The organism is Ureibacillus terrenus, assembly GCF_006569205.1.
GTDB lineage: Bacteria > Bacillota > Bacilli > Bacillales_A > Planococcaceae > Ureibacillus > Ureibacillus terrenus.
On sequence record NZ_VIGD01000019.1, the window covers coordinates 24,731 to 48,445 of the forward strand.

17 protein-coding genes, 1 rRNA gene and 1 riboswitch are annotated in these 23,715 nt (G+C 42.9%); of the genes, 16 read left to right on the forward strand and 2 right to left on the reverse strand.

The window, feature by feature from the left end; all coding sequences use genetic code 11:
• The first annotated feature begins 68 nt into the window (after positions 1–68).
• The 7 genes from hemG to FKZ59_RS12450 all read left to right on the forward strand — a co-directional run bounded on the left by hemG (position 69) and on the right by FKZ59_RS12450 (position 10,633).
• Positions 69–1,460: a protoporphyrinogen oxidase gene (gene hemG, locus FKZ59_RS12420; RefSeq protein ID WP_141603077.1), complete on the forward strand. Its 1,392-nt coding sequence runs from the start codon at positions 69–71 to the stop codon at positions 1,458–1,460.
• An 81-nt stretch (positions 1,461–1,541) separates the two neighbouring features.
• A riboswitch (SAM riboswitch) is annotated at positions 1,542–1,643 on the forward strand.
• A gap of 101 nt (positions 1,644–1,744) precedes the next feature.
• Complete coding sequence (locus FKZ59_RS12425) at positions 1,745–3,592, forward strand: bifunctional homocysteine S-methyltransferase/methylenetetrahydrofolate reductase (protein ID WP_141603078.1); 1,848 nt, start codon at positions 1,745–1,747, stop codon at positions 3,590–3,592.
• The gene (metH, locus tag FKZ59_RS12430) at positions 3,585–7,016 is read left to right on the forward strand and encodes a methionine synthase (RefSeq protein WP_141603079.1); all 3,432 of its coding nucleotides are present in this window, start codon (positions 3,585–3,587) and stop codon (positions 7,014–7,016) included. The genes FKZ59_RS12425 and metH overlap by 8 nt, the downstream gene beginning before the upstream one ends.
• Before the next feature lie 126 nt (positions 7,017–7,142).
• Positions 7,143–7,631 carry a GNAT family N-acetyltransferase gene (locus tag FKZ59_RS12435; protein ID WP_141603080.1) on the forward strand — a complete coding sequence of 163 codons (489 nt, stop codon included), beginning with the start codon at positions 7,143–7,145 and terminating at the stop codon, positions 7,629–7,631.
• A 147-nt stretch (positions 7,632–7,778) separates the two neighbouring features.
• A complete protein-coding gene (locus FKZ59_RS12440; protein WP_141603081.1) occupies positions 7,779–8,813 on the forward strand; it encodes a fatty acid desaturase in 1,035 nt (344 codons plus the stop codon).
• 84 nt (positions 8,814–8,897) lie between these two features.
• The gene (locus FKZ59_RS12445) at positions 8,898–10,028 is read left to right on the forward strand and encodes a sensor histidine kinase (RefSeq protein WP_246045890.1); all 1,131 of its coding nucleotides are present in this window, start codon (positions 8,898–8,900) and stop codon (positions 10,026–10,028) included.
• Positions 10,025–10,633, forward strand: a complete 609-nt coding sequence (locus FKZ59_RS12450; RefSeq protein WP_141603082.1) for a response regulator transcription factor — start codon at positions 10,025–10,027, stop codon at positions 10,631–10,633. Before FKZ59_RS12445 ends, FKZ59_RS12450 begins: the two co-directional genes overlap by 4 nt.
• A gap of 81 nt (positions 10,634–10,714) precedes the next feature.
• Here the strand turns inward: FKZ59_RS12450 and FKZ59_RS12455 are convergent, their stop codons facing one another.
• Both FKZ59_RS12455 and FKZ59_RS12460 read right to left on the reverse strand, forming a co-directional pair.
• The gene (locus FKZ59_RS12455) at positions 10,715–11,692 is read right to left on the reverse strand and encodes a proline dehydrogenase family protein (protein WP_141603083.1); all 978 of its coding nucleotides are present in this window, start codon (positions 11,690–11,692) and stop codon (positions 10,715–10,717) included.
• A gap of 179 nt (positions 11,693–11,871) precedes the next feature.
• Positions 11,872–12,069, reverse strand: a complete 198-nt coding sequence (locus FKZ59_RS12460) for a hypothetical protein (protein ID WP_141603084.1) — start codon at positions 12,067–12,069, stop codon at positions 11,872–11,874.
• Positions 12,070–12,321: 252 nt separating this feature from the next.
• On the opposite strand from FKZ59_RS12460, the gene FKZ59_RS12465 reads away from it, so the two are divergent.
• The 9 genes from FKZ59_RS12465 to FKZ59_RS12505 all read left to right on the forward strand — a co-directional run.
• Entirely contained in the window at positions 12,322–13,779 is a 1,458-nt protein-coding gene (locus FKZ59_RS12465; protein ID WP_141603085.1) for a nicotinate phosphoribosyltransferase, read from the forward strand.
• 17 nt (positions 13,780–13,796) lie between these two features.
• The gene (nadE, locus tag FKZ59_RS12470; protein ID WP_141603086.1) at positions 13,797–14,624 is read left to right on the forward strand and encodes an ammonia-dependent NAD(+) synthetase; all 828 of its coding nucleotides are present in this window, start codon (positions 13,797–13,799) and stop codon (positions 14,622–14,624) included.
• Between the two features lie 176 nt (positions 14,625–14,800).
• Entirely contained in the window at positions 14,801–15,139 is a 339-nt protein-coding gene (locus tag FKZ59_RS12475; protein WP_141603087.1) for a hypothetical protein, read from the forward strand.
• A gap of 291 nt (positions 15,140–15,430) precedes the next feature.
• Positions 15,431–16,375 carry an AAA family ATPase gene (locus FKZ59_RS12480; protein ID WP_141603088.1) on the forward strand — a complete coding sequence of 315 codons (945 nt, stop codon included), beginning with the start codon at positions 15,431–15,433 and terminating at the stop codon, positions 16,373–16,375.
• Positions 16,372–17,559, forward strand: a complete 1,188-nt coding sequence (locus FKZ59_RS12485) for a DUF58 domain-containing protein (RefSeq protein WP_141603089.1) — start codon at positions 16,372–16,374, stop codon at positions 17,557–17,559. Before FKZ59_RS12480 ends, FKZ59_RS12485 begins: the two co-directional genes overlap by 4 nt.
• Positions 17,556–19,724, forward strand: coding sequence for a transglutaminase TgpA family protein (locus tag FKZ59_RS12490; RefSeq protein WP_141603090.1), 2,169 nt, complete (start codon positions 17,556–17,558; stop codon positions 19,722–19,724). The genes FKZ59_RS12485 and FKZ59_RS12490 overlap by 4 nt, the downstream gene beginning before the upstream one ends.
• A gap of 67 nt (positions 19,725–19,791) precedes the next feature.
• Complete coding sequence (gene guaA / locus FKZ59_RS12495) at positions 19,792–21,339, forward strand: glutamine-hydrolyzing GMP synthase (protein ID WP_141603091.1); 1,548 nt, start codon at positions 19,792–19,794, stop codon at positions 21,337–21,339.
• A 520-nt stretch (positions 21,340–21,859) separates the two neighbouring features.
• Complete coding sequence (locus tag FKZ59_RS12500; protein WP_141603092.1) at positions 21,860–23,164, forward strand: NCS2 family permease; 1,305 nt, start codon at positions 21,860–21,862, stop codon at positions 23,162–23,164.
• Positions 23,165–23,647: 483 nt separating this feature from the next.
• A 16S ribosomal RNA gene (locus tag FKZ59_RS12505) occupies positions 23,648–23,715 on the forward strand; the annotation flags it as partial.

Genomic DNA, 23,715 nt, shown 5'->3' on the forward strand with positions numbered 1-23,715 from the left:
CACAAAAAGAGATAAAAAATGCGATTATACTAAAATTAGCAAAAAAGAATGTATAGGAGTTGTATTGAATGAAAACGGTAACAGTAATTGGTGGAGGAATTACAGGACTTTGCACAATGTATTATTTGCAGAAACAACTGAAGGAAAAGAATGTTCCTGCCCGTTTGATCCTCTTGGAGAAAAATCCGTACCTCGGCGGGAAAATGCACACCGCCCGTGAAAACGGATTCATCATGGAAACGGGGGCCGATTCCATTGTAGCCCGTTATCCAAGCGTCCAAGAACTCATTAAAGAACTCGATTTTGAATCGGAAGTCGTTTATAACGAAACGGGGATTTCCTATATTCATACCAATAATGAATTGCATGCCATACCGAAAGAATCCGTCTTCGGCATCCCGATGACAGAAGAATCATTAAAGGCAAGCACATTGATTTCCGAAGAAGCAAAACAGCGCGTGCTGCAAGAAAAAGACATTCCAAACACAAAATTTACGAAGGAAAGCTCCATCGGCGAATTTTTAGAGTACTTTTTAGGAAAAGAAATCGTTGAAAAACAAATTGCCCCGGTGCTTGCCGGCGTTTATTCCGGCGACATTTATCAATTGTCCATCGCCTCTACCCTTCCGTATTTGGTTGATTATAAAAATGAATATGGAAGCATCATGAAAGGATTGGAAGCGAACCGGGAGAAGTTTGAACGGGAGGCGAACAAGAAGTTCCTTTCCTTTAAAAATGGATTATCCCAATTGTTTGAACGCATGGAAGAGCTTCTGGAAGATGTAGAAATTTATAAAAATACGGAAACTGTCCGGGTGGAGAAGAAAGATGGAAGATATGAAATCGCATTGGCAAATGGAGAGAAGATCGAAGCGGATATTGTGGTATTGGCATTGCCAAATAAAGTGATCAAAAACTTGCTGAACAATGAAGAACTGAATCCGTATTTCGATCAATTTAAAGATGCTTCCGTCATCACGATGTATTTGGGATTCGATCTTCCGGATTCCATTTTGCCTCAAGATGGCACAGGCTTTATCGTTTCTCACAACAGCGATTTGACATGCAACGCATCCACTTGGACAAGCCGCAAGTGGAAACATACATCGAAGGATGGAAATTTACTCGTCCGCGTGTTCTATAAAGAAAGCAATCCGCGGTATCCGGAATTGATCAAAATGAGCGACGAAGAGCTCACTAAAGTGGCATTGAACGATATTAAACTCAGCCTGAATATTGAAGCGCAGCCTAAGGTGGTCAAAATTACAAAATGGATCGAGGCCATGCCGACTTATGATTTGGCCCATCATGAAGCGGTGCAGCAAGTATTGACAAAGCTGGAGGAGCTCTATCCGAATCTGTTCATCGCAGGATGCTCTTATTTCGGAGTAGGAATCGGCGCCTGCATTGATAATGGAAAAGAAATAGCAAATAAAATTGCAAACATGCTGGAACAGTAATTCCTATTTGTCAACTTGACAAAATGAAGAATACAGTTTAAGATGTATGCTATTAAATTGGTATTTCAAAATAGAATAGAGCACTTATCAAGAGAAGTGGAGGGAACTGGCCCAAGGAAGCTTCAGCAACCGCTAGCCATTAGCAAGGTGCTAAATCCAGCGGCAATTGCCGAAAGATAAGGTGGAATTCTGAGGAATTGGCAAGCCTTCTTTCGCGAGAAGGCTTTTTCTTTTAGACGAATTAACTGAAAATTAATGAAGTAAAGAAAAGTGAGGTAATTCGGATGGGGCTTTTGGATGCGCTGAAAGATAAAGTGTTAGTTGCCGATGGGGCAATGGGGACACTTTTATATTCATATGGACTAGAATACTGCCATGAAGAAATGAATATTGAAAGACCGGAAATCATTGAAAAGATTCATAGTCAATACATACAGGCCGGCGCTGATGTGATTCAGACGAATACCTATGGCGCCAATAGAATCAAACTTGCCCGATACGGCTTGGAATTCAAAACAGCGGAAATCAACCAAAGCGCGATTGAAATCGCCAAACGCGCTGCAGAAGGGCATAAAGTGTTTATTTTAGGCTCGATTGGCGGCATACGCGGCATACGCAAAGTTGACCATACATTGGATGAGATTTTGGAAGCGGCCCGTGAACAGGCGGAAGTATTGATTGGCGGGAATTTGGACGGTTTATTGCTGGAAACGTATTACGATTTTGAAGAACTTACCGCAACGTTGGCAATGCTCAGAACAATGACCGATATGCCGATCATCGCCCAGGTTTCCATGCAGGAGCCGGGCGTCCTAATGAACGGCATGAAATTGAATGATGCATTGAAGCAGCTGGAATCATTGGGCGCGGATGTTGTAGGCGTGAACTGCCGTCTGGGTCCTTATCACACAATCCAGGCCTTTGAAGAGGTGGAAATTCCGGAACGCGCCTTTTTGTCGGCTTACCCGAACGCTTCTCTATTAGATATTGAAGATGGCCGTGTCGTGTATGAATCGGAAGTGGATTATTTCGCACGGGCCGCAGTGGAATTGTGCAAGGAAGGCGTAAGGCTGATTGGCGGATGCTGCGGTACGACACCAAAACATATCGAGGCAATGAAAAAGAAACTTGCCCATTTTCGGCCGGTTGAGAAGAAAGCGGCGAAGCCTCATAGGGAAATCGTTATCCGGGAAGCGGAGCCCCGCAGCTTCGAGCCGCTTCATGAAAAGGCCAAACGGGAACGTTCCGTCATTGTCGAATTGGATACGCCAAAACATCTTGAAATCGAAAAATTTATTGAAGGTGCAAAGGCCCTTTATGAGGCTGGCGCAGACCTCATCATGATGGCGGACAATTCACTGGCCTCTCCAAGAATCAGCAACTTGGCGATGGGGGCTATTTTAAAACTGAAATACGGTATCCGCACAATGCCGCATATTACTTGCCGGGACCGGAATTTGATCGGATTGCAGTCCCATTTGATGGGATTAAACGCTCTCGGGCTTCATGATGTACTGGCCGTGACAGGGGATCCGACAAAGGTCGGGGATTTTCCGGGGGCGACAAGCGTCTATGACGTATCGTCGATGGAATTGATTTCCCTTATTAAACAATTGAACGAAGGAATTTCATTCTCAGGAAAATCGCTCGGAAAGAAAGCGAATTTCTCTGTCGCGGCAGCGTTCAATCCCAATGTAAGAGTGCTTGACCGGGCGGTTAGCCGGCTCGAGAAAAAAATTGAACATGGCGCGGATTATTTCATCACCCAGCCGGTCTATACAAAAGAAAAGATTGTGGAAGTTTATGAGGCGACAAAACATTTGGAAACACCGATTTACATCGGAATCATGCCGTTGACAAGCTTTAAAAATGCGGAATTTTTGCACCATGAAGTGCCGGGGATTAAATTGTCCGACGAAGTTTTAGAAAGAATGAAGCAAGTGAGCGGGAATAAAGAGGAAGAAACGAGGGTCGGCCTTGAAATCGCGAAAGAGTTGCTGGACACCGCAACGGAATACTTTAATGGCATCTATTTGATTACGCCATTTATGCGCTATGAACTAACAATCGAATTACTGCAATACATTCAACAACTTGATGAGCAAAACAAAGGAGTAAAGGCAAATGGTTAACCATCCGATCGAAGAACAGTTGAAAAAAAGAATTTTAATCATCGATGGAGCAATGGGGACAATGCTCCAGCAGGCAAATTTGAAACCGGAAGATTTCGGCGGGGAAGAATATGAAGGGTGCAACGAACACCTCGTATTAACAAGACCTGACGTGATTGCAGGCATACACAGGGCATATTTGGAGGCGGGGGCGGATATTATTTCCACCGATACCTTCGGGGGAACTCCCCTCGTGTTAGATGAATACGGGTTAGGCCAAAAAGCTTATGAAATCAATAAAAAGGCGGCCGAAATCGCAAAGGCGGAGGCGGAGAAATTTTCCACAAGCGATTGGCCGCGTTTTGTAGCAGGATCAATCGGTCCAACGACAAAAACGTTATCTGTGACCGGTGGGGTCACTTTTGATGAACTTGCCGAAAATTTTTATATCCAGGCAAAGGGATTGATTGATGGGGGAGCGGATCTGCTCTTGCTTGAAACGAGCCAGGATATGTTGAACGTTAAAGCGGCGACTCTTGGCGTAAAGCGGGCATTTAAGGAAACGGGGAAAGAGCTTCCAATCATGGTTTCCGCAACGATTGAACCGATGGGCACAACCCTTGCAGGCCAATCGATTGAAGCTTTCTATATTTCCATCGAGCATATCCATCCGCTCTCAATCGGTCTTAACTGTGCGACAGGGCCTGAGTTCATGACAGACCACATCCGCTCCCTTTCCGAAATATCCGAAAGTTATATCAGCTGTTATCCCAATGCGGGCCTGCCGGATGAAGAAGGGCATTATCACGAAACGCCGGAATCGTTATCAACGAAATTGAAAGGTTTTGCTGAAAAAGGCTGGTTAAACATTGTCGGAGGTTGCTGCGGTACGACACCTGCCCATATCAGAGCCATCCGTGAAGCGGTCAAAGGATATAAACCGCGCCAGAAGAAAGAACACACTCACGGGCATGCAGTTTCAGGAATTGAACCGTTAATTTATGACGAATCCATGCGCCCGTTGTTTATCGGGGAAAGAACAAACGTCATCGGATCCCGCAAATTTAAGCAGTTAATTATTGAAGGGAAATATGAAGAAGCTGCAGAAATTGCGCGGGCACAGGTCAAAAAAGGAGCGCATGTCATCGATATTTGTTTGGCGAATCCTGACCGTGACGAGCTCGAAGATATGCGCAAGTTTATGCAAGAAGTGGTGAAAAAGGTAAAAGTGCCTCTCATGATCGACTCAACGGATGAGCGGGTTATCGAGGAAGCGTTGAAATTTTCACAAGGTAAAGCGATTATCAATTCCATCAACTTGGAAGATGGGGAAGAACGTTTTGATAAAGTGCTCCCGATCGTGAAAAAATATGGAGCTTCTGTAGTGGTGGGCACCATTGACGAAAAAGGAATGGCGATTACCCGAGAAAGAAAATTGGAGATTGCGGAACGTTCTTATAAAATTCTGACTGAAAAATGGGGTCTTGCACCGGAAGACATTATCTTCGACCCGCTGGTATTCCCTGTCGGCACCGGGGATGAGCAATATATCGGCGCCGCGGAAGAAACGATTGAAGGAATACGTCTCATTAAACAAAAATTCCCTAGGGCTTTAACGGTTCTTGGAATCAGCAATGTATCCTTTGGTCTTCCTCCGGTGGGACGGGAAGTGTTGAATGCGGTGTTCTTATACCACTGCACACAGGCCGGCCTGGATTATGCCATCGTGAATACGGAGAAATTGGAACGATACGCCTCTTTGCCTGAAGAGGAAATCCAACTGGCGAACGATTTAATCTTCCATACAAACGATGAAACATTGGCGAAGTTTACGGCCTTTTACCGCGATAAAAAGAAAGAAGAGAAAAAGGCAGAGCTTCCTGCCACGGTGGAGGAGCGCCTGAAATATTACATCGTGGAAGGAACGAAAGAAGGATTGATTGAAGATTTGGAGGAAGCCCGGAAAATATACGACACTCCGCTGGACATCATTAATGGACCGTTGATGGACGGCATGGCGGAAGTGGGGCGCTTATTCAATGACAACCAGTTAATCGTGGCGGAAGTGCTGCAAAGTGCCGGCGTCATGAAAGCGGCCGTTGCCCATCTTGAACAATATATGGAGAAAGTGGAAGATAGCGGCGGAAAAGGGAAAGTGATTTTAGCAACGGTGAAAGGCGACGTCCACGACATTGGGAAAAACTTGGTGGACATTATTTTGAGCAACAACGGTTATCAAGTGATTGATTTAGGAATAAAAGTAACGCCTGCAGAATTAATTGAAGCCATTCGTAAGGAAAATCCGGATATTGTCGGCTTGTCAGGACTGTTGGTGAAATCGGCGCAGCAAATGGTGTTGACGGTACAGGACTTTAAAGCGGCCGGAATCAATGTTCCGGTTCTCGTCGGAGGAGCAGCTTTAACGAAGCGCTTTACAGAAACGAAAATAGCCCCGGAATATGATGGACCTGTCATTTATGCCAAAGATGCGATGCAAGGGTTAGATCATGCCAACCGGTTGATGGATCCGGACGAGCGGGAGAAACTGCTCGAAGAATTGCGGGAATCCCGGGAAAAACGATTGGCTGCGGACGCAAAGCGCGCAAACCGGCCGAAAATTGAAGCTCCGAAAAGACAGGCACGCACGGTCGAGGATGCGCCGGTGTTTGTGCCGAAAGATTTGAAAGTGCATATTAAGAAAAACTATTCAGTGCAACACCTGTTGCCCTATATCAATATGCGCACATTGCTCGGCCATCATTTGGGTTTGAAGGGCAACGTTGAAAAATTATTGGAAGAAAAAGACGAACGGGCGACGGAATTGTACAATCTGGTTCTGGATATTTTGAATTCCGGGGTGCTCAAACCTTCGGGAATGTACCGTTTTTTCCCTGCCCAAAGCGATGGGGACGACGTGATTATTTACAATCCGGAAGATATGAAAACAGAAATTGAGCGTTTCCATTTCCCTCGCCAAAAAGAGGAGCCATACCTATGTCTTGCCGACTATCTAAAATCCGTGGACAGCGGCGAAATGGATTATGTGGCGCTCATGGTGGTGACGGCAGGACATGGCGCAAAAGAGAAGGCGGACCAATTAAAAGAAGAAGGAAAATTTTTGGAAAGCCATGCATTGCTGTCGACAGCGCTCGAGCTTGCGGAAGGATTTGCGGAACGCCTGCATCAGGAAATCCGCGACGTTTGGGGATTCCCGGATCCGACAGACTTTACGATGAAAGAGCGGTTTGCTGCGAAGTACCAGGGACAGCGCTTCTCCTTTGGCTACCCTGCTTGCCCGAATTTGGAGGACCAGGAAAAGCTGTTTAAGTTGCTGAAGCCGGAACAGATCGGCGTGCATTTGACAGAAGGCTATATGATGGAACCGGAAGCAAGCGTCTCGGCGATTGTCTTTGCCCATCCGGGCGCAAGATATTTCAACGTTTAATAAAAACATCCCCTCGTGGAAGGGGATGTTTTTCATTGATGAATGGTTATTTTATAAAAAATCCGTTTTCATTCCGCTTGAAAATGTTTGTAAACACTTTAACAGACGAGGAGGGGAGGATGCGTTATGATCCGTCCGATGAAAATGGAAGATTTGGAAAGCGTATTGGAAATTTATAATGATGCCATTTTGCACACGACAGCCCTTTATCGCACAGAGCCTGAAACATTGGAAGAAAAACGGAAATGGTTTTTTGAAAATGAAAAGGAAAATAATCCGATGTACGTCTATGAAGAAAACGGGGAGGTCGCAGGATTCGCCGCGTTCAAACGATTCGTTCCGAATGAAGGATATAAGTATTCCATGGAACACTCCGTTTACGTTGCGCCGAAGTACCAAGGCAAGGGAATCGGCAAGCGGCTGATGGAAAAAATCATTGAAGAAGCGAAAAAACGGAACGTAAGGACGCTGATAGCCGTCATTGATTCAGAAAATATCGCCAGCATCAAGTTGCACGAACAATTCGGGTTTCGTCTGGCGGGCCGGTTAAAAAATGTCGGATACAAATTCGGGAAATGGCTGGACATCGTGTATTACCAATTGCATTTTTATTGAAAAAAGGATTCATCCCAATGGATTCGGGATGAATCTTTTTTTGAGTATATGACATTTGTAATGTGGAAAATATGATATTTGATTCTATTGGTCAACGGCAATTCATTGTACGATGAATATAACAATTTATAGGAACAGGTGAAACCTATGTCTATGACAGATGCAGAAAAGACGAAAAAGCTTCGCAGGGAAGTTGCCCCATTTGCCAAATCGGAAACGAAGAAAAGTGTCATTCAAATCATCAATACCATCCTGCCCCTTCTCTTTTTCTGGGGGATCGGCTACAGTTTTGCAAATACCAATCCATGGGTCAGTGTGCTTTGCGGTGTGATCGCTTCGGGATTTGTGGTAAGAACATTTATTATTTTTCATGATTGTACCCATGGCTCCTTTTTCAAGAGCAAAAAGGCGAATGATGCCGTTGGAAACATAACGGGAATCCTTACTTCCTTCCCTTATGAGAAATGGCGGAGGGAGCATTTGATTCACCATGCCACAAGCGGCAATTTGGATAAACGCGGCATCGGTGATATCGACATGTTGACGGTCGATGAATATTTGGCCCTTTCGGCAACAAAACGTTTCTTCTACCGCTTATACCGCAATCCTTTTGTGATGTTTGGACTTGGGCCGTTATATTTGGTGCTTGTTCTGAACCGCTTTAACCGGAACGACGCGAAAATGAAAGAACGCTTGAACACGCATTTTACAAATGTGGCGCTTGCCCTTATGATAACAGGGCTGATTGTGTCCTTTGGCTGGGAAGCGGTGCTGCTCGTTCACGGCATCACCTTATTTATCGCAGGATCTCTTGGCATTTGGCTGTTTTATATTCAGCATACGTATGAAGAATCCTATTTCGAGTATGATCCGGAGTGGGATTATGTAAAGGCGGCGGTTGAGGGAAGCTCGTTTTATAAACTCCCAAAAGCGCTTCAATGGATTACCGGAAACATCGGATATCATCATGTGCACCATTTGGCCCCCAGAGTCCCTAATTATTATTTGGAAGCTGCCCATAACTCCGTGCCTCCGCTTCAAAAGGCGACAACAATCACGATCAGAACGAGCCTCGAATCGGTCCGTTACAAATTGTACGATCCAAAGAAGAAAAAGTTTGTCTCCTTTAAAGAAGTCGGAAAAGTGTATAGCGGAAGGAAAATCAAGTCTGCCGAAGCATAAAGAAAAGTCCCAAAAGCAAACTCTTTTTGGGACTTTCCTGTTTTTGCAATATATAATATTAAGAAAAAGAATGGCGTGGAACTGATGAAACACTGGTACATGATTTTTCCGAGAAGCAAATGGATCAGCATTTATATATGGATTATCTTTTGCATTCTCCCTTTCTACTTTCTTGTAAGAACATTGTCGCCCCTTCAAATCTTTTTCGGGGTTGTCCTTATATTGCTCTATTTTTTGTCTTATTACTTCTCTTTCCTTTCGAATAACGGGCTCGTCTACATGTGGGTCAGTTTCGGGATGGCGCTGAATATTTTGATGACGTTATTTTATGGATATGTATACCTGTCCATCTTTACCTCTTTCTTCATAGGTAACATTAAAAGCACGGTCGGTTTCTATATTATGTACGGATTGCATATCGGATTTACGATTTTGTCCATTGCAGCGGGTTATTTTATTGAACTGGAGTCCTTTCTTAGCCAAACGCCTTTCATTATCATCACCGTCGTCGGGGTCGTCATGTTGCCGATCGCCATTTACAGCAGGAACAAGCAGGAAAATTTGGCGGGTGAATTGGAAAGCGCAAAAGAGCGGATTGCGGAGCTCATCATCCACGAAGAACGGCAGCGCATCGCAAGGGATTTGCATGATACCCTCGGACAAAAATTGTCCATGATCGGTTTGAAGAGCGATTTGGCAAGCCGGCTTGTGGAAAAAAATCCGAAAGCGGCCATTCAGGAAATTAAGGAAATACGCCATACGGCAAGAATTGCATTAAAAGAAGTGAGGGAACTTGTGTCCCATATGAAAGCGGTAAAATTGAGCGATGAGCTGGGACGGGTGGAAGAAATGCTGGAAGCCGCCGGAATCCGCTATGAGCTGATCGGCGATCTGCAAAAATTGAATATTCCTGTATTGGTGGAAAATGTATTGAGCATGTGTTTAAAAGAAGCGGTGACCAATATTGTGAAGCATAGCGGCGCAAAGAATTGCCGCATTGAAATACGGCAAAATCAAAATGAGATGTCCATGATTATAGAGGATGATGGGGAAGGAATCACTGAAAGGACAAGATTTGAAGGGAACGGTTTGAAAGGAATGCGGGAACGGTTGGAATTCATTAACGGATCATTAATGATTGAGAGCAACCCTGGAGCGAAATTGACGATTACGGTTCCGCTTACCATCACTCATCAGGAAGGAAGTGCGAAATGATAAGGATTGTAATTGCGGAAGATCAGGGAATGCTGCTTGGCGCATTAAGTTCATTGATCAGCATGGAAGAGGATATGGAAGTGGCCGGCCTTGCGAAAAACGGGGAGGAAGCGGTGCGGCTTGTCCATGAATTGAAGCCGGATATCTGTATTATGGATATTGAAATGCCGGTTAAGACAGGGCTGGATGCCGCGGAAGAATTAAAAGGAAAAACGGATTGCAAAATCATTATTTTAACGACTTTTGCAAGACCCGGATATTTTGAACGCGCCAGAAAAGCGGGGGTTCGCGGCTATTTGTTGAAGGACAGCCCGATCGAGGAGCTTGTCAATGCCATCCGGATGATTATGGATGGAAGAAGGATTTATGCGCCTGAACTGGTGGATATTGTTTATGAAGAAGAAAGCGAAAATCCGCTGACAGAACGCGAAAGCCAGGTGTTGGAACTGGTTGCTGAGGGGAAAACCACAAAGGAAATTGCCGAGGAACTATATTTATCGACCGGAACGGTCAGAAACTACATTTCCAAGATTTTGGATAAACTGGGCGTCGGAAACCGGATTGAAGCCATTTCCCGGTTTAAAGAAAAAGGTTGGAATAAGTGAGCGCCAGCTTCCATCAGAAAAATAAATTGAAAAAATCTCATCCAAAATGGTTTGGATGAGATTTTTTGATTTTACTTTATATTATTTATTTCTTTTCGTGAGACGTCCCAATGCAAAGGCTCCGGCCACCAAGGCAAGCATCGTATTTGTTTTCTTATTAAAGACTTGTTTTGTTACAAGCTGAATGTTTTGCGGTCTTTCAGCGAGTCTGCGCATGAAGTAGCCGTACCAGTCTGAACCAAAAGGAACGTACGTACAGAAATTATAGCCTTCTTTTGCCAACTGCAGTTGCATATCTTTGCGGAATCCGTATAGCATTTGGAATTCAAATCTGTCATTTGGAATGTTGTGATCTTTCACGAATTGTTTTACGTGATTGATGACATTATGGTCGTGCGTTGCAATGGAAGTGAATTTACAATTCAATAAACTATATTCAATGATTTCGATAAAGTTCAAATCGATATCGTTTTTATCCTGGTAAGCAACATTTGGTGACTCTTTATAAGCGCCTTTTACGATGCGCAGGCGGTAATTTTTATATTTTTCGGCATATTCTTTCGCTTTAAAGAAATATGCCTGGATAACAGTTCCCACGTTATCATATGTTTCAGATACTTTTTCCATTAACTTGAATGTCGGTTCCAACAAGTCGTAAGTCTCTTGGTCAAAGTTTACATGCATATTGTATTTATGGGCGGTACCGACAATTTCCATCACATTTTCGTAACAGAAATCAAAGTCGATTTTTAAACCGAGTTGGGAAGGTTTAATGGAAATATGGGCATCAACGCCATTTTCGTGGATGGCTTCGATTGTTTCGATGATATAATCTTTCGCTTTAACAGCTTCTGCCCGATCGTTTACAAATTCGCCGAGGACATCGACCGTACATGATATGCCATGCTTATTTAATTCTTTAATGCTTTCGATGACTTCCGGGATATTTGTACCTGCAACCACGCTTTGGGCTCCAAGTTTTAGACCATATTTTTGCGCAGCCTTATTTAAAAATTGATTTTCAGATAATGCGATGAAAAAGTCTCGTAAAATTGGCATAACGATCTCCTCTTTTCTTTTAAAGATGTATTTAGAATAATTATATCATAGACGAGTTTTTTTCTTCGAAATTCACAAATCGTTAAATTATTGTTTTTTTGTGACAAGTCATCCATGAATTGAAATTGCTCATTCCATAATATCGGAACACATAATAACTTATTAAATAACCGGCCGATTCAGCCGCCATGATCAAACCAAACAAAATCAACAGTAAATTTTACTGCTTGCATCAAGCCGGCGCCTTGGATGCTTTGGCTGCCCGCCATTTCCGGGAAGTTGCGCTGAGTGGTTTGGTGAATTAAAGGATTGCAAAACAATAACAACATGCCGCCGCCAAAATGTTGGTCCAAATTCATCAAAGTTTGTTCCATCAATTTTAATATTTCCCGCTGTGGAAGAAATTAATCCATTCCATATTTTAAGCGTTGCATAAAAATTTGTCTTTAAAAAAACGTTCAGATTTACTAACATATATCTATTATTAAAAGCTGCAGGAAAACCTTTCCGTTCGAACGAATATGTTTTTTAATTAAGGAGATTTTGTAATAATTATTAGGGAAAACTTCGAATGGAAAATAGGAATGGTGTATACTAGAATTAACTAATAATGGAAGAAGGGATCCGAAATGAGAGAAATGTATCAGGACGATTCATTAGCATTGCACACGGATTTATATCAAATCAATATGGCGGAATGCTATTGGGCTGACGGCATTCATAACCGGAAAGCGGTTTTCGAAATTTTTTTCAGAAAACTCCCTTTCGGCAATGGATATGCCATCTTTGCGGGGCTTGAACGGATGATCGACTACTTGCAAAATTTCCGCTTTAGCGAAACGGATTTGGCTTATTTGAAAAGTTTAGGATATAATGATGAATTTCTTGATTACTTAAAATCTTTGCGTTTTACAGGTTCCTTATATTCGGTCGTGGAAGGGGAAGTCGTTTTTGCGAATGAGCCGATTGTCCGCGTTGAGGCTCCTCTGGCAGAAGCTCAGCTCGTTGAGACGGCGCTGTTAAACATCGTCAATTTCCAAACATTAATTGCCACAAAGGCAAGCCGGATCAAACAAATCATTAAAGATGAAGTGGCAGCGGAATTTGGGACCCGCCGCGCGCAAGAAATGGATGCGGCCCTCTGGGGTGCGCGGGCGGCGATCATCGGGGGCTTTGATTCGACTTCCAATGTGCGTGCGGGAAAACTGTTTAACATTCCTGTATCCGGCACCCACGCCCATTCCTTTGTACAGGCTTATAAAGATGAATATGAAGCATTTAAAGCGTATGCAAGACGCCACAAGGATTGCATATTCTTAGTTGACACTTACAATACATTAAAATCCGGTGTGCCAAATGCCATCCGTGTTGCAAAAGAACTGGAAGGGCAAATCAATTTTGTGGGCATCCGGCTTGACAGCGGCGATATCGCCTTTTTATCGAAAGAAGCAAGACGTATGCTGGATGAAGCAGGGTTCACAGATGCCAAAATCTTTGCATCGAATGATTTGGACGAATATACGATTTTGAACTTGAAAGCGCAAGATGCCAAAGTCGATTGCTGGGGAATTGGTACAAAGCTCATTACCGCCTACGATCAGCCGGCGCTAGGTGCCGTGTATAAGCTCGTTGCATTTGAAAATGAACAAGGCGAAATGGAAGATACGCTGAAAATTACTTCTAATGTGGAAAAAGTTACGACGCCGGGATTGAAAAGGGTATATCGCATTGTCAATAAAGAAAATGGAAAAGCAGAGGGAGATTATATTGCAATGGCGGATGAAAATCCGCAGGAGGAAAAACGTTTAAAAATGTTCCACCCGGTGCATACCTTTATTTCCAAATTTGTCACTAACTTCGAGGCGAGGGAATTACATAGAAAAATCATTGACGAAGGCGAAATTGTATATGAAAGCCCTTCTGTCATCGAAATGCGGGAATATGCAAAGGAAAGCCTGGAATTATTATGGGAAGAATATAAACGTTCGCTGAATCCTGAAGTATATCCTGTTGACCTCAGCCAAAAATGTTGGGATAACAAAATGCGCAGAATCCAAGAAATTCGTGAAGCGGTTGAAAAAATGTAATAAAGGGGGGATTTCTATTGGAAAGTCTGCAACAAAAAATCATAAAAGAATTGCGTGTGCTTCCTAAGATTGACCCTGCCGAAGAAGTGCGGAAATCCGTCGATTTTTTAAAGGAATATGCCAAGAAACATTCCTTTATCAGAGGTTTTGTGGTGGGAATCAGCGGCGGCCAGGATTCCACTTTGGTCGGAAAGTTGACGCAAATGGCCGTCAATGAATTGAATGAAGAAGTTGGAGAACAAAAATATTCTTGTTATGCGGTCCGCATGCCTTACGGGAAACAGCTCGACGAACAAGATGCGCAGGATGCGATTCGATTTATTCAGCCGACAAAAGTCATCACCGTCAATATTAAAAGGGCGGTGGACGCCAGCGTTGAATCATTGCGCGAAGCGGGCATCATATTGACCGACTATGCAAAAGGGAATGAAAAAGCCCGTGAACGTATGAAAGTGCAGTATTCGATTGCGTTAATGACAGACTCTGTCGTGGTCGGAACGGATCATGCCGCAGAAGCGGTGACAGGTTTCTATACGAAATATGGTGACGGCGGAGTGGATTTAGTGCCGATTTACCGGTTAAATAAACGGCAAGGAAAGCAGCTTCTTGAATATTTAGGATGCCCTGAGCACTTGTATACGAAAGTGCCGACGGCCGACTTGGAAGACGAAAAGCCGCAGTTGCCGGATGAGAAAGCTTTGGGTGTTTCCTATGATCTGATTGATGATTATTTGGAAGGAAAAGACGTGCCGGAAGAAGCGAGAAAAATCATTGAAGGCCATTATTTGCGATCCCGGCATAAACGTCACATGCCGATTACAATTTTCGATGATTTTTGGAAATAAAAAGAATATGTTGGCAATTGATGGGATGCCCCTATCCGGAATGCTCAGCTGTTCCGGATAGGGGCTTAAATGTTTTCGAATAAGAATTCGCTTCAAAAACAATCCAATTCCATTAAAAACGGATAAATTCTGGTAAAATATAAGGTAACCAGATTGGAAGCGGAGGTGGGGGAAAATTGAGAACTTCCCGCATTCAACCTGTTGTAGGCGGCACTTATGCAAAGCAATTTTTGAGGTCAAACAATGGACAGTTATTTTCAATTATGAATAACGGGAGAGGATTCCCCTTTACGAAAAATCCCCGGCAACAGCAAAAAAACCGGAAGAAAAGCGCAGAACAAGCCCGATTATCCCGATTCGGGATGAAACATGATACCGTGAAAAAGGCGATCGGGCTGCCCTTGGATGGCGAATCCGTCGAAGAAATGAGAAAAAGATTGTTGGAACATCAAAGGAATATTCAAAAAGCAAGAAACAGGGAAGCCCTCATCCGCACTTACCGCAATTCGATTTAGCAATTAATGTTCCCTGCGCTGATTGCCGCAACTTGATGAAGGAGAATGCAGCCCAAAAACATCAAGGGGCGTCTTATACAGTGTGTGCAGTTGAAACAGGTTAAGGCGAAGTGAATACTTCGCTTTTTGTTTATTTTTGAGGAAAAATGCGGAAAGTATAGAAATGTAACAATCGTTTTATTTCGTATATGGGTCCATCAGTTGTTTTTTATTCGAATTATCGTTTATGCTTTATTTATGTTATTTTTTCGTAAATTCTGACATTTCCGTTGAATGCAGGAGGATTCATTTATGCATAGAAAAATTGAAAGGATTATCGGCAATATAGAAAAAGTAATCATCGGTAAACGGGAGGTTGCTGAACTCAGCCTTGTTGCACTGCTTGCCGGAGGGCATGTGCTGCTTGAGGATGTGCCGGGGGTCGGCAAAACGATGATGGTCCGCGCCCTTGCCAAATCGGTAAGCGCAGAGTTTAAGAGAATTCAGTTTACGCCGGATTTATTGCCTTCTGATGTACTTGGCGTTTCCATCTATAATCCGAAAACATTGCAGTTTGAGTTTAGACCGGGGCCGATAGTCGGAAATATTATTTTAGCGGATGAAATTAACCGTACATCCCCAAAAACCCAGTCCGCTCTGCTCGAATGCATGGAAGAATCATCGGTGAGCATCGATGGGGAAGTCATACCGCTGCCAATGCCGTTTTTTGTGATGGCTACCCAAAATCCGATTGAATATGAAGGGACTTTCCCGTTGCCCGAGGCCCAGCTGGACCGGTTTTTAATGAAAATTCGCATGGGCTACCCGACAGAATCGGAAGAAATTGAAATTTTAAGACGCGCGGAAAAATCCGTTCCAATCGATCATCTGGAACCGGTCGTGACCATTAATGAATTGCTGGAGTTGCAAGAAGAAGTGAGAAATGTTTATGTCGATGATTCGGTTAAAGGATATATTGTCCAATTGGCGCGGGCGACGAGGGAGGATGCCGGTGTCTACCTGGGAGTCAGCCCGAGGGGGACCATAGCATTGATGCGGGCATCCCAGGCATATGCCAAAATGCAGGATCGGGATTTTGTGAAGCCGGATGATGTCCAATATTTGGCTCCTTTTGTCTTTGGCCACCGTATTATTTTAAAACCGGAAGCGCGCTATGAAGGGGTTACGGTGGATGATGTATTAGACAATATCATTGCCGGGTCCGTCATCCCGATCAGAAGGTTTGTGGAGAGATGAACGCGGGGAAGAAACTGATCGGCAGATTAGGACGCTTTATTATCATTCTTTTATTAATGGCTGCCACCTTCAGTTATGCGATGTTTCAAGGCGGTTTTGTCAGCTGGTTTTTGTTTTATACTCTGATTCCTTTTTTGCTATATTCACTGATTCTCAATTTTGTTCCCCTTCGTATTGAGGAAGTGCGCAGGGAAATTCATCCGGCAAAATTATCAAGAGGCGATAAAGCGTCCGTTACCGTTTGTTTCAAAAGTAAAACGTGGTTTCCGTTAGCTTTTTTGACTGTAAAAGAAATTGGACTCGATAATGGTATTGCTGAAAAAATGATTGGAGGCGCCAACATCTTTTTTGTCGGTTGGAGGAGAAACTTTTCCTGGTCTTATGAAATTCCGGACCTGCAACGGGGAGTAATTGATTTTTCCGCTTTGCAATTTACCTTTGCCGATTTTTTTGGTTGGACTGTTCGCCATAAGTTGATTCCATGCAAACAAAAGTTGATTGTTTATCCAAGATTAATGAAGTTGAACTACCGGGAAATCGAAAGGCGGTATGATCAGGGAGGCAGTGTGGCTCCTTTTGCTTTATTGAAAGATACTTCCATGGTCACAAGCCTCCGGGATTATCAGGCGGGTGACCGTTTTTCCTGGATTCATTGGAAGTCTTTTGCGAAGGATGAAACCTTGAGGACGAAAGATTTTGAAGTCCGTCACAGCCAAGAAGTCTTGCTTATATTAGATGCGACAGTGAGAAAACATTTTGAGGAAGCGGTAGATTTTTCGGCTTCGATGCTGCAGACGCTGGCGGGGAAAAATGAAGATGTATCATTTTACATTGCAGGAGAAGAACAGTTTTTTTATCCTCATGTAAAGCGCACGCAATTGGAGAAAGTCATGCGGCAATTGGCAATGGTGAAAGCGAATGATAATAAAAATATTGAATCCCTTTTATTAAAAGAAGGGAAGATGTTGGATTCTTTCATCCTCCTATTTACAGGAAAGCTGACGGATTCGTTGAATCACTTCTTTAAATATCACGCGAGAAAGACAAAGGGGATTATTTGTTTTGTCGCCGGAACCGACGAAGCATTGCTGCGACAAATGGAAAGCGGCTATTGCAACGTAAAAGTGGTCCCGGTTGCGAAAACAATGTTCCGGGACGTCTTCACGGAGGTGTCCAGACCGTGAAATATGAAACTTTTAATAAAATTGAACTCGCATTATATTATATTGTCATTTTTTTTATTTTGCGTGAATGGCTATTGCCGGTCATGATGCTGACAGGCGTCGGATATGTCAACTTATTCCTGTTTTTTATCGTGATTTGCCTTTTCATCAGTTTGTTCCGTATTCCTTTTTATCTATCATGGTTGGTGAAAATCTTATATATTTCCTGGTTCACCATCCATGTGTACAGCGATGCCCCTTTTATCTCGCCGGAAGGTATCGGATTTCTTTGGCGTGAATTATTGTCCAACTTCGCTTTAATTGCCCATGGAGAATTTTTTTATACTACGAATCCTTTTCAAACGATGTTATTTTTTCTTCTCATGTGGATGCTCGTCTACATCGTGCATTATTGGCTGACGATCCGGATGAACATTTTTTATTTTCTTGTATTGACGGTCATTTTTATCGGAGTATTGGATACCTTTACGGAATATGACGGTACAGTTGCTATTGTGGAAGTCGTGCTGCTTGGATTGGCCATGCTTGTCTTTTTATATATCAAAAAACTGATCGTTCAATATGGTGCTTCTTTCCGTTGGCAACACTATCTCAAAATTGCGCTGCCGGCCATTCTCTTGATCGGGATGGCAGGGCTTATGGCCATCTTTTTGCCAAAAGCGGATCCCCAATGGCCGGATCCGGTTCCTTATATTAAATCCGCGGCGGGACAAGGATCTTTGTTTTGGGAAAAGGTGAACAAGGTAGGTTATGATGAGGACGATTCCGTTCTGGGAGGCTCTTTTGTCGGGGATGATACAACGGTCTTCATTGCCCAAACGACGAAGAAACAATATTGGCGTGTTGAAACGAAAGATATCTATACCTCAAAGGGATGGGTATCTTCAGATGCGAATGTAACCGCGGAAATTGCTCCGGGACAAACCGTTTATCATTCACTGCCGGTCGGTCCGGATGAGCAAAAGGAATTCGCTCATATAGAACTAAGATATCCTTATGATTTTATCATCCAGCCATACGGATTGATGGCCATCCATCTAAGCGAGGGGATGGAAAATAAAATAAATCTTACCATGAATGTTGAAACGGAGAAAATCTCGGCAAATTATACCGGGAATTATATGTATCATATCGAATATAGCACCCCGGAGTATCTTTACAGCGACTTGATGTCGACAATGGAACAGCCTTTGGATGCCGGCTTGCGCAGGAAATATTTGCAGCTTCCGGAATCCCTTCCCCGAAGAGTCATTGATCTTGCGGAGGAAATTGTAAAAGGGAAAGAAAGCGATTATGAGAAAGCCCGAGCAATTGAAAGTTATTTTGGAAAAAACGGTTTCCGTTATGAAACTAAAGGGGTGCCGGTTCCCGAAGAAAATCAGGATTATGTGGACCAGTTTTTGTTTGAAACAAAATTCGGCTATTGTGACAACTTTTCAACTGCCATGGTAGTAATGCTCAGAGCAGTGGGAATCCCGGCCCGGTGGGTAAAAGGTTTTGCCGGGGGAGATTTGATTGATCGCGAAGGGGAATTGGACACTTATAAAATCACAAACAACCATGCCCATTCCTGGGTGGAAGCCTATATCCCGGAAGCCGGTTGGGTTCCGTTTGAGCCGACGATAGGCTTTTCGGCAAACCGTTCCATCCAATTCGATATTGAAACAGATGAATCCCAGGAGGACATGCTGATTGCGGACGAAAATACGGAACCGGAGAATAAAAAAAACGGAACCAAGGAGGAAACTGCCCGGGAAAACAATGAAAAATTGGCAAGTTTTCAAAATCTCTTCAAATATTTGCGATATGTATTGTATCTTTTATTTTCAGGGATTGCCGTTGCCGGCATTCTATTGGTTGTTTTCCGCAAGCGATGGATGCTGAAATGGTATAGCCGGTGGTTAAAAAATCAAAATATTAATGAAACAACCTTTGAAGCCGTTTATATGAGACTTTTAAAAATGTTAGAATTAAAAGGGTTCAAGCGGAAGAAAGGGCAAACATTGGGGGCTTTTGCAAAAGAGGTGGACGAAATTTTTCATTTCCCGTATATGTCCCAAATTACGGAAGCATATGAAAATTATATTTATGGAAATAAAACCGGAATTGATTATGAAAAACTGAAAGAATGTTGGGAAAATTTAATCAATCGGACAAGTAGTTGATTTTAAATAACAGTCAGAGTAAAATTTAAAAAATTATAAGGCAGAAAATTTAGAAGAGGTGTAAAACGTGACGACGCAATTAAAAGAACAAGAAAAAATCGTTGTTCTCGATTTTGGAAGCCAATACAACCAATTGATCACACGCCGGATTCGCGAATTCGGCGTATTTTCCGAATTGCAGCCCCATACCGTTTCTGCGCAGGAAATTAAAGAAATGAACGCTGTGGGAATCATTTTCTCAGGCGGTCCAAACTCTGTATATGACGAAAATGCCTTTAAAGTGGATGAAGAGATTTTCAATTTGGGATTGCCGATTTTGGGGATTTGCTACGGCATGCAATTAATCGCCCATACCCTTGGCGGAAAAGTGGAAAGCGCCGACACCCGAGAATATGGTAAGGCGGAAATTGAAATTACAAAGGATAACCAATTGTTTGCAGATCTTCCAAAACAGCAAGTGGTTTGGATGAGCCACGGCGATTTGGTGACTCAATTACCGGAAGGATTTGAAACAATCGCGACAAGCCCAAGCTGTCCAATCACGGCCATGCAAGATGTGGAACGCAAATTCTATGGCGTTCAATTCCATCCTGAAGTTCGCCATTCCGTTTACGGAAATGATATTTTACGCCATTTCGTGTTTGATATTTGCGGCGCAAAAGGCGACTGGACAATGGAAAACTTTATTGAATTGCAAATCAAAAAAATCCGCGAACAAGTCGGAAACAAAAAAGTATTATGCGCACTTTCCGGCGGGGTGGATTCATCTGTTGTCGCGGTTTTGGTCCATAAAGCCATCGGGGATCAATTGACTTGCATGTTTGTTGACCATAACCTGCTCCGCAAAGGTGAAGCGGAAAGCGTAATGGAAACATTTGAAGGTAAATTTGGAATGAAAGTGATTAAAATCGATGCCCGTGAACGCTTCATGAACAAACTAAGAGGCGTGTCCGATCCTGAGCAAAAGCGCAAAATTATCGGAAACGAGTTCATTTATGTGTTTACTGACGAAGCCAAAAAATTGGAAGACATGGATTTCTTGGCTCAAGGCACTTTGTATACAGATATTATTGAATCCGGTACGTCCACTGCCCAAACAATCAAATCCCACCACAATGTAGGCGGGCTTCCGGAAGATATGCATTTTGAGTTGATTGAGCCTCTCAAAACGCTATTTAAAGATGAAGTCCGTGAATTGGGAACTCAGTTAGGTTTGCCGGAAGAGATCGTTTGGCGCCAGCCATTCCCGGGACCAGGTCTGGCCATTCGCGTCCTTGGCGAGGTCACAGAAGAAAAATTGGAAATTGTCCGGGAATCCGATGCCATTTTGCGCGAGGAAATAAAAAATGCCGGCCTTGACCGTGAAATTTGGCAATACTTCACGGTGCTTCCGGACATTAAATCCGTCGGCGTCATGGGCGATCAGCGCACATATGATTATGCCGTCGGAATCCGTGCGGTAACTTCCATCGACGGCATGACTTGCGACTGGGCCCGTATTCCTTATGACGTGTTGGAAAGAATTTCAACGCGCATCGTGAATGAGGTGCCTCATGTAAACCGCGTACTTCTTGATATCACTTCCAAACCGCCTGCTACAATTGAGTGGGAGTAATGAAAAAACCGAATGATTAGAATTGCTTTAAAATCTGCGGTATCAATGAGCTGAACAGTTGGCTGTCAGGATGGCTGACACCTTTCCAAGATGAGACTCTCTTTTTATTCACACGGTTATTTGTGAATAAAAGAGGGTCTTATCTTATGCATTTTTTAGGGAAATGAGCGAGCGTTTTGGGCTTTTCAAGAATGTTAGGAATGGAGTGCGGAGGGGAATTGAGAAATTCCGTCAATAATGCAAGTTTAAAAAAGAGGAAAATAATTCATTTTTTATAATATTTTTACGAACTTTATTGAAAAAGAAAGATGAAATGTTCGTGTTTTTTTATGAATTCATATTGAAAGAAAGAAATTTAATGTGATATATTACTTGAGTAAAAAATAAAAATTCGTCGCAAAATGTCAAAAAATTATTGTTTTAGAATGGAAGCCGATTAAAAGACCCGTTCTCGGGAATTTATATTTAGAAACGGGAAATACTGTATATTTGACATTTCGACGAAAATACGGAGGAAATTATGAAAAAATATTTCCAATTTGAAGAATTAGGAACTTCATATCGTCAAGAGATCATCGGCGGACTTACAACATTTTTGGCAATGGCGTACATTTTGGTTGTAAACCCGGACATCCTTTCGCAGAGCGGAATGGATCAAAATGCGGTATTTGTTGCCACAGCAGTATCTTCTGCCATCGGATGTTTTATCATGGGTATATTCGCCAAATACCCTCTTGCGTTGGCGCCGGGACTCGGGTTAAATGCATTTTTTACTTACGGAGTGGTATTGGGCCACGGTTTCCCTTGGGAATACGCTTTGGCTGCCGTATTTATTTCATCGCTGTTCTTCTTCATATTAACGTTAACCGGATTGCGTGAAAAATTAATCAACGCCATTCCTTTGGAGCTGAAATTATCAGTAGGCGCCGGTATAGGGTTATTTATTGCGTTCATCGGCCTAAAATCGGCAGGCATTGTCGTAGACCATCCAAGCAATTTGCTTGCCATCGGAGATTTAACACAGCCTCAGGTGCTGCTTTCAATTTTTGGTATTTTCGCCATTGTGATATTAATGGTATTAAATGTAAGAGGCGCAGTATTCATTGGAATGGTTTTAACGGCAATCGTCGGAATGATATTTAATCTTATTCAAACGCCAAGTGCGATTTTGTCGGCGCCGCCAAGTATTGAACCCACATTCGGAAAATTGTTTACGGCGTTCAATGATCCGGAATTCTATACGATTCCAATGTTGACTTCAATTTTGACGTTCTTGTTTGTAGACTTCTTTGATAATGCGGGTACACTTATGGCGGTAGCGAATCAGGCCGGTTTTGTAAAAGACAACAAATTGCCTCGCGCAGGCAGAGCGCTGATTTCCGATTCCATTGCATCAATGATCGGTTCAATTTTTGGTACATCAACGGTTACATCTTATATTGAATCATCTTCCGGCGTAGCGGCTGGTGCAAGAACAGGCTTCGCTTCAGTTGTGACAGGGCTTCTGTTCTTATTAGCACTATTCTTTTCTCCTGTATTGAGCGTTGTAACCGGTGCGGTCACTGCCCCTGCGCTTATTGTGGTCGGGGTACTGATGGTTTCATCATTGGGTGAAATTGAATGGAAGAAATTTGAGATTGCGGTGCCTTCTTTCTTGACAATGGTCATGATGCCATTTACAGGCTCCATTGCGACAGGTATTGCAGTAGGTTTCTTATTCTATCCATTAACAATGGTTCTTAAAGGGAGAGCAAAAGAAGTCCATTGGATTATGTATATCTTTGCCGTCATATTCTTGATTTTCTTGGCAACTACGACCCATTAATATTGAAAATAAATGAGCGCCATTACCCGGGGGAGGAATGGCGTTTTTTATTTGCTTTAGGATTATGGATAATTTCTGCCGTCATTCGCCGTCTCAAAAATTAGAACTATACTTTAAATCTGGCAATGTTTAATGAGAATATTTGGGGGTAATAAAAAAATAGGAACCATTATAAACAATTCCATTGTTGGAGAAAGATAATTTTCTGAATTGTTTTTTATTTAATTTTGTTATTGTCAAAAACGTAAAAACGTTGTATATTTGTAAACGTTGTGTGACAAACACGATATAACAAACAAGAAAAGATAAAAAAACATTTGACACTTGAATGCAAGTGTGATAGATTAATAAAAGTCTTCACTTTATTGGTGAACGATGAACCTTGAAAACTGAACACCAAAGCGTTGATGCCAGAAACAATTCCGTTTGCCGGCCCCGTCGGCGGACCGGATTCGGACAAACAATTTGAGTGAAATCAAATTCTTTTTGGAGAGTTTGATCCTGGCTCAGGACGAACGCTGGCGGCGTGCCTAATACATGCAAGTCGAGCG